This window comes from Streptococcus sp. AM28-20 (assembly GCF_003603595.1).
Lineage (GTDB): Bacteria > Bacillota > Bacilli > Lactobacillales > Streptococcaceae > Streptococcus > Streptococcus ilei.
Genome location: NZ_QTNK01000001.1, coordinates 142,562 through 155,973, shown reverse-complemented (window position 1 = coordinate 155,973; position 13,412 = coordinate 142,562). Strand labels below are relative to the sequence as shown.

Annotated in this window: 13 protein-coding genes; 3 read left to right on the top strand and 10 right to left on the bottom strand. The window is 41.7% G+C overall.

The genetic code is table 11. From position 1 onward, the window contains the following. Positions 1–169 precede the first annotated feature (169 nt). The 6 genes from sodA to DW738_RS00875 form a co-directional block, all read right to left on the bottom strand. Positions 170–775 (bottom strand): superoxide dismutase SodA, encoded by a 606-nt coding sequence (gene sodA / locus DW738_RS00900; RefSeq protein ID WP_123160080.1) that lies wholly within the window; start codon positions 773–775, stop codon positions 170–172. A 71-nt stretch (positions 776–846) separates the two neighbouring features. Continuing rightward, positions 847–1,884, bottom strand: a complete 1,038-nt coding sequence (holA, locus tag DW738_RS00895; protein ID WP_123160079.1) for a DNA polymerase III subunit delta — start codon at positions 1,882–1,884, stop codon at positions 847–849. Continuing rightward, positions 1,862–2,527 carry a DUF805 domain-containing protein gene (locus DW738_RS00890; RefSeq protein WP_123160078.1) on the bottom strand — a complete coding sequence of 222 codons (666 nt, stop codon included), beginning with the start codon at positions 2,525–2,527 and terminating at the stop codon, positions 1,862–1,864. The genes holA and DW738_RS00890 overlap by 23 nt, the downstream gene beginning before the upstream one ends. 62 nt (positions 2,528–2,589) lie before the next feature. Beyond that, positions 2,590–4,830, bottom strand: coding sequence for a DNA internalization-related competence protein ComEC/Rec2 (locus DW738_RS00885; protein WP_123160077.1), 2,241 nt, complete (start codon positions 4,828–4,830; stop codon positions 2,590–2,592). Further along, positions 4,814–5,491 carry a helix-hairpin-helix domain-containing protein gene (locus DW738_RS00880; protein ID WP_123160076.1) on the bottom strand — a complete coding sequence of 226 codons (678 nt, stop codon included), beginning with the start codon at positions 5,489–5,491 and terminating at the stop codon, positions 4,814–4,816. The genes DW738_RS00885 and DW738_RS00880 overlap by 17 nt, the downstream gene beginning before the upstream one ends. A 102-nt stretch (positions 5,492–5,593) precedes the next feature. Next, positions 5,594–6,337 (bottom strand): 1-acyl-sn-glycerol-3-phosphate acyltransferase, encoded by a 744-nt coding sequence (locus DW738_RS00875; protein WP_123160075.1) that lies wholly within the window; start codon positions 6,335–6,337, stop codon positions 5,594–5,596. A 137-nt stretch (positions 6,338–6,474) separates the two neighbouring features. Between DW738_RS00875 and DW738_RS00870 the strand changes: the two genes are divergently transcribed. Continuing rightward, the gene (locus DW738_RS00870; RefSeq protein WP_123160074.1) at positions 6,475–8,814 is read left to right on the top strand and encodes a cation-translocating P-type ATPase; all 2,340 of its coding nucleotides are present in this window, start codon (positions 6,475–6,477) and stop codon (positions 8,812–8,814) included. 31 nt (positions 8,815–8,845) lie between these two features. On the opposite strand, the gene DW738_RS00865 is transcribed toward DW738_RS00870, so the two are convergent. Continuing rightward, a complete protein-coding gene (locus DW738_RS00865) occupies positions 8,846–9,376 on the bottom strand; it encodes a DUF4352 domain-containing protein (protein ID WP_123160073.1) in 531 nt (176 codons plus the stop codon). Between the two features lie 148 nt (positions 9,377–9,524). Here DW738_RS00865 and DW738_RS00860 point away from each other — a divergent pair, with 148 nt between their 5' ends. Together DW738_RS00860 and DW738_RS00855 are read left to right on the top strand one after the other, a co-directional pair. Next, positions 9,525–10,271: a tRNA1(Val) (adenine(37)-N6)-methyltransferase gene (locus DW738_RS00860; protein WP_123160072.1), complete on the top strand. Its 747-nt coding sequence runs from the start codon at positions 9,525–9,527 to the stop codon at positions 10,269–10,271. Further along, on the top strand, positions 10,261–10,545 hold the full coding sequence (locus DW738_RS00855; protein ID WP_123160071.1) for a GIY-YIG nuclease family protein: 285 nt from the start codon (positions 10,261–10,263) through the stop codon (positions 10,543–10,545). Before DW738_RS00860 ends, DW738_RS00855 begins: the two co-directional genes overlap by 11 nt. Before the next feature lie 65 nt (positions 10,546–10,610). Here DW738_RS00855 and DW738_RS00850 read toward each other — a convergent pair whose 3' ends face one another. The 3 genes from DW738_RS00850 to DW738_RS00840 all read right to left on the bottom strand — a co-directional run bounded on the left by DW738_RS00850 (position 10,611) and on the right by DW738_RS00840 (position 13,410). Further along, the gene (locus tag DW738_RS00850; RefSeq protein WP_123160070.1) at positions 10,611–11,249 is read right to left on the bottom strand and encodes a GNAT family N-acetyltransferase; all 639 of its coding nucleotides are present in this window, start codon (positions 11,247–11,249) and stop codon (positions 10,611–10,613) included. Between the two features lie 249 nt (positions 11,250–11,498). After that, positions 11,499–12,479: a tagatose-bisphosphate aldolase gene (gene lacD, locus DW738_RS00845; RefSeq protein ID WP_123160069.1), complete on the bottom strand. Its 981-nt coding sequence runs from the start codon at positions 12,477–12,479 to the stop codon at positions 11,499–11,501. 1 nt (position 12,480) lies between these two features. Beyond that, on the bottom strand, positions 12,481–13,410 hold the full coding sequence (locus tag DW738_RS00840) for a tagatose-6-phosphate kinase (RefSeq protein WP_123160068.1): 930 nt from the start codon (positions 13,408–13,410) through the stop codon (positions 12,481–12,483). Positions 13,411–13,412: the final 2 nt, after the last annotated feature.

The following is a 13,412-nucleotide window of genomic DNA, read 5'->3' as shown; positions in this document are numbered from 1 at the left end:
CTTTCACATACTCTTCTAGTGTATCATTTTCAAGTATAAACGCAAGAAATATCCCTTCCAAAATGGGAGATTCATTTGAATCTAATTCGACCAATTTGAAAAATAAAAAGCCTGAATCGAGAGGCACCATTAAGCTACCTTTTGATTCAAACTTTTTTATTATGAAAGCTTATTTAGCTGCTGCGTAAAGCTCATCAACTTTGTTCCAGTTAATTACTGAGAAGAAAGCTTTGATGTAATCAGGACGTACATTGCGGTATTTCACGTAGTAGGCATGTTCCCAAACATCCAAGCCCAAGATTGGTTTCTTCCCTTCTGAGATTGGTGTATCTTGGTTTGCTGTTGAAGTCACTTCAAGCTTCCCTTCTTTGTTAATAACCAACCATGCCCATCCAGAACCGAAGCGTGTTGTAGCCGCTGCAGTAAAGGCTGCTTGGAATTCTTCAAATGAACCGAAAGCTGCATCGATTGCTGCTGCAAGTTCTGCTGAAGGAGCTGTTTTTTCAGGAGTCATCAATTCCCAGAAAAGAGCATGGTTCAAGTGTCCACCACCGTTGTTGATAAGCGCTTGGCGGATATCAGCTGGGATAGATTCTACATCTGCAAGCAAAGCTTCAAGGTCTTCACCGATTTCAGGGTGTTTTTCAAGAGCAGCATTCGCATTGTTTACGTATGTTTGGTGGTGTTTGTCATGGTGCAAGTGCATTGTTTCAGCATCAATATATGGTTCTAATGCATCGTATGCGTATGGAAGATCTGGTAAAATAATTGCCATGGAAAATACCTCTTTTTCTTTATGTATATAAAAATGATAACGCAATCATCTAATTTATTCAACTATTCTGCTTACACCGATGGGTTAGCCAGCTTTAGTAAAGCTAAATCAAATAGATAATCTTTCTCATAAGTTCCCGATTTCATTTGAAAATCGGTATCAATCAAAAGACAAATAGCCTGCTCCAAATAAGAAAGAGAAATTCCTCTACTATCCCTTAGGGCAAATTTGACTTGGTAGGGGTTCACTTTTCGGCCGGTCAGCTCTGATAGGTCTGAAACGATTTGAGATTCTGTCCGTCCCTCTTGCTTCAACAGTTTGACCTGTGTGTAGACGCGGAACTGACTCAATAAAATGGCCAAGAGTTTGATTTCATCTTCGCCTTGTAACCGTAGGTCCTTAACCAAACTACGGGCGGGATCAATTTGTTTCTTTAGAATCATCTGGATTAGATCAAACAGATTATCCTGTAGGGTCTTCGGAATAGCCTCTTCAATATCTGAGATGGTAATGCTCGAAGCTCCTTTGTACGTTTTAAGAAACTCCAAGTTTTTCTGAATCTCACTAAAATCAAAGCCAGATTTGATCAAAAGTTGTTCGAATGCTGGTGAATCAATCGCTAGCCCTAGTGACTTAATCTCTTCCGTGAAATGGGCACGCAACTCTTGTTCCTTTAATTCAGTTGCCTCCAGCACCTGGGCATCCCGTTTTAAAAGCTTGACAATCCTTCGCTTGCTATCCAGTTTTCCTTCCGCAAAAACAATTAAGCGAGTCGTTTCTAAAGGCGCCGATAAGTAATCTTCAAAGGACTGCAATTCATCATCCGTCAGGTATCTTTTTTTCGCGGTCGTCACATCGACAAAATGATCCAAAATCACTATTTTTTCATCCGCAAAAAATGGGAGGCTGACCAAGTCAAGCTCAACTTCTGAATAAGCTGTTTCCTTCATGTCAAAATAAGAATAGTTTAAATCAGATGAATCGTAGCCTACTTTCTTTAAAAGTTGCTCTTTCATCCACTCAAACTGACCGATGTCATCTCCTGAAAGAACCAGGATAGGAGGAAGGTTCTCGGAACTGATTTTTTTAATTGTTTGTAAAGCCTGCATGTTCTGAAGGTACCTCATTCCACTCTCTAAAATGATACTGAGTCTGTTCCGATTCCATTTTCTTTTCAAGTGGCGCTTTCTCTAGTGGAGTTGGTGGAGCCGAAACAATCTGGGGAATAGCTGAAAAACTGTTGGGCTCCATCAAATGGAAAGGAATACTTGGCGAAGAGACCTCGGGACTCGTCGAAGCAAATACTGGAGAAGCAATCTGGTCCGGTTGTGCAAGTCTAGCACTTGGAAGGACCAAGAGACATGCTAAACAAAGCAAACCCGCAAGAGCTAAGACTAGAAAAATAGAAATAGGAGATAAAAGGTAGAGCAAGATAGGACCTAGAAATAGGAAAACCAAAGACCAATGAAGACCTGCATCTCTCAATCGCCGAACGACTACTGCTTGCTGGGGAACAAAAATAAGATAGAGATAAAGGAGAAAAAAGATGCTGAACCAAGCCGAAACGTCCATCCCGGTCAAGGGAATCACCTCTTCCTCTGATTTCGAATTTGAAAAGAGTAAGACCAATTGGTAAATCCAAAATGGACTTGTAAATAGTAAATGCCAGGCTTGGCTGATCCAAAATTCTTTTCTATCTGATCTTCTTGAAAAATCAGCATATTGCGTCCAAAACAACTGTAATGATTTCATACTTGTAACCTCATTTCCTTGACTTTATCATAGCAATTTTCAAGCTAGAAATCAAACAGCTCCTATCGAACGGTTTCAATCTTCCACTGATTCCAACCTCTAAAACGAATCGCTCCTTGCTGGTCTGTACGAAAAACAGTCATTTGTAACTCTTTGAAACGCTCCAAGGTTTCCTGATGAGGGTGCTGGTAACGATTTTTTTCACCCGCAGATATCAAGGCAATTTTTGCTTGGATTTTCTCTAAGAAGGCAGGGTGAGAAGATCCCTTAGAACCATGGTGGCCTGCTTTTAGCACATCTACGCGCAGTTGAGGATAACGGGCTAACAAGGTCTTTTCCCCTTCTTCTTCTAAATCTCCTGTAAAAAGGAAGGACCACCCATAAAAGCGGCCATAAAGAACAATGGAATCGTTATTACTCCCATCTCCTACTTCTACCGGATAGAGGACTTCTGCACTCCCATCAAAGATCGACAATTGATCACCAGCCTCCAACGTTTTTACCGGTAAGTTCAACCGTTTGAGCAAACGGACAAAAGAGTCTTTTTTTAAGCTCCCCTTGGAAATGTTGATTTCCTTTATCCTAACCTTAGTCGCGAGCACTTCCAAATCTCCCATGTGATCTGTGTCAGTATGCGTGAGAATCATATGATCAATCTGGTCAATCCCCCTGCTCTTGAGATAGGGAAGCAGGGTCCGTTCTGCATTGCTAGTAGACCTTCGCTTCTTCCATGCCTCCTTTTGGCCAAAGTCCACTTTTCCTCCTGTATCAATTAGGATGGTTTTCCCACGCCAATCACGTAGCAAAATACTATCACCTTGACCAATATCAATGATGGTAATCTCATTTTCTAAAGGATGCTTCACAAGGGCAAATACAGAGCATACTAAGAGTAGGAACAGGTATCTCCATTTCTTAACCTTGCGCATCTCATAGAGGCAAGCTAGCAAGCACAAGAGCAAGATGAAATAATAAATGCTTGGCTGCCCGAAAACCAAGGATTGACTAGTGAAGCTCGCTAGATACTCCATACTTTTTTCCATCCAGACAAAGAAAGGATTCCAGAAGGTCAAGGGATACAGAAAAGAAAGGAGAAAGACGACACTCAGTCCTGGCAACAACAGAAGGTCAAATAAGAGAGAAAAAATAAAGGTTAGAGGAAGGGACCAGGGTTGGTATTCTCCAAAGAAAAAAGTGAGAAAAGGAAGAACCCCTAGTGTTAACACTAGACTCTCCTTGACGACTTTTTGGATTCCCTCCTTCTCCTCTTCGGAAGAGGTCAGCGTCAATATAAAGGCGTAGGCGCAGGATAAGAGACCTCCAGCAGTCAACAAGGAGGACGGTAAAAGAAGGAGTAATAAAAGGAGAGTGACTCCCATATTTTCCATTCCTTTGATCCCAGCCTGGGCTAGGAGTTTCTGTAAGAGGCTTCGAACGACCGAAACCGAAAAACCTGTCATCCCAGCATAAAGGAGCGAAAATGGATAGAGGAGGTAGGCAACCTTTTCCTGCTCCAATCCCAAGCGGAGAAAGAAGCGCCGAAAGGCATCTAAGAAGAAAGCGACCTGCATGCCCGACAAGGCGAACAGATGGATAATCCCCAAGTTCGAATACAGCTGACTCATTTCTTCGAACTCTACATCTAAAAAACCAAAAAGCAAGCCCGTCATATAGTGACTCATGGGCTGGGGGAAATGCTGATGAACCCATACAAGGGCCTTTCGCCTCCAACTAGACAGGAGGCCTATTAAATCTCTAGGTTCAGCCGGTCTCTTTTCAAGGATCTTGCTGATTTTCAAAAGATGATAGATCTCTTGTGTTTTAAGATAAGCCTGGTAATCAAAGCCCATGAAATTTCGCTGTTTTGTCGGGGTCTCTAATTCTCCTTTTATTCTTAATTCTAGCCCATGATCCAAGTGTTTAAAATAGGCTTGTTCTTCCCTTGTCTGAAGCTGATAGAAAACCTGAAAAGTACGACTACCTGACTGAGCACGAAAGGATAAGGCATCTCCATTCACCTTGATGGTATCCGGTAAGAGCTGAATAACCCTTGGAACCTCTTGATCCCGCGCTTCCTGCTTACCATGTTCGACTCGAAAAGCAAAACAAAGTGCAGCAAACAAGAGAAGCCCTACTAGGATTAGAAATTGTTTGCCATTGTAGCGTCTACTAAACAAGATGAAGAAGGCCAGAAGGAAGATTGGAGCGAGCAAGTGACCTGTATACATCCAATAATAAAGAGGCAAGACGGGAAGAGTCAGATGAAATGGATGAATATTGATGCTTCTAATCCACTGTAACATGCTCTTTTAACTTTTCTAGTGTCTTTTGGCCAATCCCAGAAACATTTTTCAATTCATCAACAGATTGAAATTTTCCTTTTTCCTCTCGATAAGCAATGATATCCTGAGCTCGTTTTTGACCAATCCCAGAAATAGTCTGTAATTCTACTTCTGTGGCTGTATTGAGATTAACCTTGCCATCCTTTTGCTGGTTTTCACCACCTGTCGTCCCTGCAGAAGCAGACGCAACAGGCGCTACTTCTTCTCCATTCTTAGCAACATAGACGATAGACTCATCCTCTAATTTTTGAGCCAAGTTGACAGATTGGCTATTGGCTTCGTCTGTCATCCCTCCTGCTTTTTGCACTGCATCATAGACCCGACTCCCCACCGGAAGCTCATAGACTCCCGCCTGTCTGACAGCTCCCTTCACATCCACCATGATTTTCTCATGCGAGGAGTCGGTCTTTTCCTCACTTCTCTCCTGAGAGCTCGAAGTAAAGCTTGAATCTCCCTTAGGAGAACTCTCTTGCTCCACCGTTTCTAACTGGGAAATGACTGTTTCTGGCGCTTGTGGGGTTGGCTTAGGCCAAAAAAGGAACACTCCTCCCACCACTAGCCCCACAGCAGCCAAGCCTAAAAACAGTTTATATTCCTTGATTTTCTCAATCCATGTCTCCATAAATACCCCTTTTATTTTTATTATTCGTAAAAAATCAAACAAATAAAAAAAGAATGTCAAAAATCACATGATTTTTGACATTCTTTTTATCTAGAGAGCTGTCTAGTCTTTCCGATGCTTATCTGGATCCCAAACGAAACTTGCGATATAACTAAACAAGAGGGTCAGTAAAGCGACAACCAAGACAAATGGCAACAATAAAAACTTCAAGAAACGGATGAGAATAAAAGGTTTCCGGTCATTGCGGAGTGCCTGAGATTCCGCATCTAAGCGATCAAACTCAGCCTGGATACGTCTTGCAACTTCTTCCACTCCCTCATCATTCATTTTTGCAATATCAGAGATATCAATAGGGTGCCCAAAGTTCATGTCAACCCGTTCACAGCTAGCTAGTCCTTTCAAGGTCATTGGACCAGTATAAGTTACAGGTATAATACGAACCTTGGCCATTTTGGCAATCACGGCAACTCCACCCTTCACATCCTGAGAATGGCGGCTTCCACTTGGAAACATAATCAATGAACGCTTGCTTTTCTTGAGCATATTGACTGGATATTTGATAGCAGCTGCACCTGGATTTTCACGGTCAATTGGGAAGGCTCCACACATGCGAATCCACCAACCAAAAATTCGATTGGCAAAGAGCTCTTTCTTGGCCATAAAGATAAATTGCTTAGGCTTGGTCGCAAAGGCCATATAGACCGGATCCCACCAAGTCCGGTGAGGAGCGACAAGTATATAATTTTCTTCTTGACTTGGGATCAGTTCCTTATGATGATAATGAGCATTTCCATTCAGAACCCATAAAATAAAGGTCACTAACCCACGTAAATAGGTATAAAACATGCTTTCTCCTTTGATAATTCTCTTGTTTAACCATTATACCTTATCCTTTTGTTCCCCGCAAATCTTTTCAAAAAATGGATGACTTAACAAATTGACTACATCTAGTCTTTTTCTTAAAAAAATGATATCATGTTTCTATGGAAATGAATGAATTAAAGGGATTAACCTATGAAGAGGTCCGCAAAAAAATACAGCGTGGCCAAACCAACGAATTTAAAGCGAATACCAGTACCAGTACCTGGCAAATTATCAAGCGTAACGTCTTTACCTTGTTTAATGCTCTGAACTTTGTGATTGCTCTCGCTTTGGTTGCGGTACAAGCCTGGAGTAACCTAGTCTTTTTTGCAGTCATCTGCTTTAATGCCTTATCCGGAATTGCCACAGAGCTCCGCGCTAAACGGATGATTGATAAATTGAATTTGATGAGTAAGGAGCTCGTTACTGTCATCCGATCGGGGGAAGAAGAAAGCATTGATCCAGAGGAAATTGTCCTTGGCGATGTGATTAAGCTTTCGGCAGGTGACCAAATTCCGAGTGATGCCATCGTTCAAATCGGGATTGCAGAAGCCAACGAAGCTATGCTGACAGGAGAAAGTGACTTGGTGCTCAAGGGAGAGGGAGATGAACTTCTATCCGGAAGCTTCTTAGTAAGTGGCCAAGTCTACGCTCGTGTCAATCGTGTGGGGGCCAATAACTATGCTAATAAATTGATGGTCGAGGCAAAAACTCTCAAACCCATCAATTCCCGCATTCTCTATAATCTCGCAAAAATTTCTAGTTTCACTGGTAAGATTATTATCCCATTTGGAATCGCCCTCTTCTGTGAAGCCTTTTTGATTAAACTGCTTCCAGTGAAAGATTCTGTGATTACCTCTTCCACTGCTCTCCTGGGCATGTTACCAAAAGGGATTGCCCTTCTGACAGTGACCTCACTCTTGACAGCCGTGATCAAATTAGGGATGCGCAAGGTCTTGGTCCAAGAGATGTACTCTGTGGAAACCTTGGCTCGTGTCGATACACTTTGTTTGGATAAGACAGGAACCATCACCCAAGGAAAAATGACCGTCAAAGGCATTCACTCCCTGTCTGAACACTTTTCTGAAGAAACTATCAAAGTTATTCTCGCTGCCTATATGCAAAATTCTGAGGATAACAACCCAACTGCCCAAGCTATCCGCAAAGCATATGGTGAGCTAGAACATGCTTATACAGCCGAATCAATCATTCCATTTTCAAGTGATCGAAAATGGGGTGCCATGACTCTGACCAACTTGGGGACCATTTATTTAGGGGCCCCAGAAATGCTCCTCAAAGAAAATCCTCCAGCGGTATTGGAAGCCCAAGCCCATGGATCACGGGTCTTGATTTTAGCTCGCAGTGTGGAAGCCATCGATATGCATGATTTGACTTTGCCAAGTGATGTAGAAGCAATCGCCGTCATTGAAATCCTCGATCCAATCCGCGAAGGAGCTGCCGAAACCTTGGATTATCTTCGCTCCCAAGATGTAGATCTCAAAATCATCTCTGGTGATAATCCAGTCACTGTTTCTTACATTGCTAAGGAAGCTGGTTTTGAAAGCTACGAAAGTTATATTGACTGTTCTAAGATTGAGGACGATGAGTTGGTGGACCTAGCTGAAAGTACAGCCATTTTTGGACGGGTTTCTCCTCACCAAAAGAAACTCTTGATTCAAACCCTCAAGGCCGCTGGTCGTACCACTGCTATGACAGGAGATGGGGTCAATGATATCCTAGCCTTACGAGAAGCTGACTGCTCCATCGTGATGGCCGAAGGAGATCCTGCAACACGTCAAATTGCCAATCTGGTCTTGTTAAACTCAGACTTCAATGATGTTCCAGAAATTCTCTTTGAAGGTCGTCGGGTCGTCAATAACATTGGACGGATTGCTCCTATCTTCTTTATTAAAACCATCTACTCCTTCATTCTGGCCATTATCTGTATCGCAAGTGCCCTGTTCTTTGATGTGAACTACTTGTTGATTTTCCCATTTATTCCGATTCAGATTACGCTGATCGACCAGTTTGTTGAAGGTTTCCCACCATTTGTCTTGACCTTTGAACGAAATATTAAGCCAGTGGAAAAACACTTCCTCAAACGTTCCTTGCATCTGGCCTTGCCAAATGCCTTGATGGTTGTCTTTAGTGTCCTGTTTGTTCGCTTATGGGGAGCTCATCATGGCTGGTCTAGCCAAGATATGTCTACCCTCTCCTACTACCTATTAGGATCTATTGGTTTCTTGTCTGTTATTCGGGCTTGCTTACCACTCAATATCTGGCGAGGACTCTTAATCATCTTCTCTGTCTGTGGTTTCTACCTTTCTGCCTTTTACTTGAAAGGTCTGATTGAAATTGGAACATTGACAGCTGTGACCTTCCCAGTCTACCTTGCCTTGATGTCCCTCTTTACAGGGATCTTCATCTTGGCGACGATTTATCAAAAATATGAGTTTGATTAAAAAAGTTGAGAGTAAGATACTCTCAACTTTTTTATTTTACATCAATAGGAACAATAGCAGGTTTCTCACCAAAAGCAGAGAAAGGTTTTATTTCTAATTCTAAATTCCCTTCACCTTTAACACCAAAATGTACAACAGCTCCTTCCATTGATCTACCAGGTGTAATTGAACCCATGGTATGCTCATTGGCATAACTTTCCATTTTATTTCCACCTACATATAAATTAATATCTATTCCAATAGGCATATCTTTGTCCGAAAGATTTTTAACATTATATGTAACTTTTAAAACTTTATCTGGATTTGAATTATCAAACTCATTTCGTTCATCTGTCCACTCAACATTAGTAATAGTATACTCAGCATACTTATCAAAAGTGATCGTATCACCTATTGAGTAAGTTGATTTGTTTTCTTTTTTAGCTTCACTGCTTGACGATTTCTCGGTTTGAGCTTCTTGTGGTGCTGTATCTGAAGTTTTTTGAGAATTGCCACAAGCAACTAGCAGATTAATTGAGAAAAGACTAAATCCTAAAGCTAACCATTTTTTTGTTTTGTTCATAAACAAAACCTCCTTTATTTTTTATAATGTTATCATATTATTTAAAATAAGGCAAATGATTTTATGCGTAAAAGTAATATCCTTGTTACGGTAATATTTTCATCATTCCTAGCTTTTCCCCATCCTCTTTTCGTGCTATAATAGAGCCATGAACGATATCGAATTAAAAGACGGCGAACGCGTCAACAAACTATTTTCCAGTGATGTGAAAATAATTCAAAACAGAGAAGTTTTTAGCTATTCTATTGATAGTGTCCTTTTGTCACGCTTTCCTAAACTGCCCAATCGCGGTCTGATTGTCGATCTTTGTGCCGGCAATGGTGCTGTCGGACTCTTTGCTAGCACGCGCACGAAAGCAACCATCGTTGGAGTAGAAATACAGGAAAGACTAGCGGATATGGCGGAACGTTCAATCCAATTAAACGGTCTGTCTGACCGTATGTCCATGATTACAGATGATCTAAAAAACTTGCCCCACCATTTCCCCGGTAGTAAGATTGACATTATCCTATGTAATCCTCCCTACTTTAAAGTGGACGAGCACTCCAATTTAAACGAGAGTCCTCATTATTTGCTAGCCCGTCACGAGATTACCACCAATCTGGACCAAATTTGTCAAGTGGCCCAACGGACCCTCAAATCCAATGGCCGACTCGTCATGGTGCATCGTCCGGATCGCTTTTTAGATATCATCGAAACCATGAAACGCTTCAATCTGGCTCCCAAACGGATTCAATTTGTCTATCCCAAGGTCCATAAAGATGCCAACATGCTCCTCATTGAAGCCATTAAAGATGGATCACGGGATGGTCTAAAAATTCTTCCTCCACTGTTCATCCATGAAGAAGATGGAAGCTATACGCCGGAGATTCATGAGATTTATTATGGAAACTAAAGCTTATATGTATGTAGTCCAGTGTGCGGATGGTACCCTCTATACTGGTTACACGACCGATATCGAGCGCCGTATCAAAACTCACAATGCTGGCAAAGGCGCCAAATATACACGTCCTAGACTTCCTGTGACCTTGATCTACCAGGAGTCTTTTCCCGACAAAAGAGCTGCTATGTCTGCGGAAGCACTTTTTAAACGGAAGAGCCGGGAGGAAAAATTGACCTATATCAAGCATCAACAATCCAAGCTAGATCCAGAACAAAAAGACACCTAAATGGTGTAACAATCATCTGTTTGCATGCTAAAAGGAGCCCCAAAAGCTCCTTTTTTTAAAATAATCTAGGATTCGTCATCAAGGTTTTTTAAAAAAGCCCAATTCCCAACAGACTGCTTTCCATAGTCGAGAACCATAGAATCTAATAGGACGAATTCATTCTTCTTATAGAAAAAGACATTTTGCTGGGTACTGGTAATCAAGCCTAGACGCTTACAACCTTTGGCCTTTACGTAAGGTTCAATCCCATTTTGGAGGAAATGACTGCCAACACCTTGTCCCTGAACAGTTGGGCTCACTGCAAACATCATTAAATACCAGTCAAAGTCTCCGGACTTTTTCAAATGCTGTTCTGAACGTTCTACGAGATCTAGGTATTTCAGCAAATTTAATGGTGTGATATAACGGAATAACTTAAAAATCCCATTTAGTAAGTAAGAGACCATCGAGAAATCTTTTTGTTGCAACAGCCCCACCGCTATGATTTCCCCGTCTCGTTCAGCAACTAAGCAAGTTTCCCCTTTGATGTACAGCTTGACTAATAAGGTATGCAATAGTTCAATAAAGGCCGGAAAGTATTCAGGCTTTTTTAAATCTTCTTTAATGACGGTTAAAAATGGATAATTTATAAAAGCATCAGAACAGACTTTTCCAATCGTCTTGTACTCGTCTAGCCTCGCTTCTCTATATACGATCCTTTCCATACGCCAACTCCTTTATTCTTATAAATCTATTATACTGTAAAACACTCTTATTTTCGATTGCAATGTGAAATAATCACATAAATTCTTACAAATCAGAAGCTATTTGAATAGTGAAAGAAATGTTAATCAGATTTATGAACATTGGGAACCAATTTTTGACGAAAGACCAAGATGATTCCTTTCTCCAAACAAAAAAATAGCCCTTCTAGATGGCTAGAAAGACTATTTTATACGTTAGGAACAAAGTAATTAAATGCGCTCTTTCCAAGAAGTTGCGACTTGGTCCAAGACTTGGTTGAGTTCTTCAATGTTGCGACGACCTTCGGTACGCAACCATTCACGAGCCGCCTCTTCCCCATTCTTGATGTAGGCTTCTACAGATCCAGCCCAAGTTGCACGTCCGCAAAGAACCCCGTTGAAGTTTGCGCCTGCTTCATGCGCAAAGACTAGGGTTTCTTGGAAGAGTTTAGCAGAAACACCTGCACTCAAGTAGATGTATGGAAGGTTGGTTGCTTCTTCTTGTTCTTTAAAGAAGGCTGCAGCTTCCTCACGGCTATGCACAATTTCTCCATCGCCAAATCCTTCTACGTATTTGACGTTAACTGGCACTTCTACTTTCAAGACATCGATGTTGAAGCGTGGGTCTGAGAAGACTTTCATCGCTTCGATGACTTTGCGAGGTTTTACTTTAGCATATTCTACAGAACCTGCATCAGCGATTGTTTCATCGTAAGCCAAGATTTCAAGGAAGAATGGAATTTCTTCTGCCACACATTCTGAACCGATGCGTTCGATGTAGGCTTGTTTTTCTTGGTTGAGTTCTTCTGCACTATCGACATCATAGTAGAGCAAGAATTTCACTGCATCTGCACCCTGCTCTTTGATGCGTTTAGCTGACCAAAGGTTAAGGCAGTCTGGCAGACGTTTAGTGCTAGAAGTGTCGTAGCCGGTTTTTTCATAAGCCAACAAGAGACCTGCTTCTGCATCCAAGACCTTGGTTGCTGGAAGTCCATACTCAGGGTCCAAGAGCATAGAAGATGCGAATGGCGTCAATTCTTCAGCCACTAGGACCTTCAATTCTTCCATTTGAGCCACTGTTGGTTCTGTGTCTTGATACTGAGCCATGAGGCGTTTCAAAGCACCGCGTTGGTCAAAGGCCAAGGCTGAGATTACACCCTCTTTGGTGCTCAATTTTTCTAAATAGTTGCATTTTTGTTCTGTTAATACCATCTTATACCTCTTTTACATTTATCTGTTGATACAAATCATCATAGTGGGCCATATTGACATGTCCGGTCATCTTTTCTTGAGCATTTAGCATCCCAAGGACCATGGCATGGGTCAAAAGAGCTGCGTCATCCTTCCCGCTACTGAGACCAGCAGAAATCCCAGCCACGGTTGAATCACCAGATCCCACTGGGTTGACGACTTCAATTTTTGGAATGTCCACTTTATAGAAGACATCCTCGTGTTTGGCAAAAGCACCATCTCCACCTAAGGAAACGATAATCCATTCAATGCCTTCAAATAACGAATCTTTCAGGACTTCTTTCAAATCCTCAAAATCAGCTGAAACATCCCGTCCTAAGAGTTGAGATAATTCTTCGCGATTGGGTTTAATCACCGTTGGTTTGAATGGTGAGTGAAGAACCGCTTCTAGAGATTTACCTGATGAATCAAGCACAACTTTACTTCCTGCTTCTCCTGCAATCTCAATTAAGCTCGCATAATAGTCCACCGGTAGACCTGTAGGAAGGCTTCCCGAAATAGCAACTACATCTGCTGTCGGCATGAGGAGTTTAAAATGGTGAAGGAATCCCAAGGCCTCTGTCCGGATAATTTCTGGGCCCGCTTCTAAGATTTCCGTTTGATTTCCTTCATGTAAGATGGCGATACAGTTTCGTGTATCACCCAGAATATCATAGAAGAAGGATTGGACATCTCGTGGAAGATGGGTCTTGATGAATTGACCATTGGTCCCCCCAACAAAACCCGTTGCTCCAACTATTTCACCACTCTCAGCTAAGACACGGGTGACATTTAATCCTTTACCACCTGCTGTTTTAGAAACTTCTGAAACACGGTTAACGGTATCCAACTTCAATTCTTCCAAGGGATAAGAAATATCAATGGAAGGATTCAAGGTGACAGTTAAGATCATAT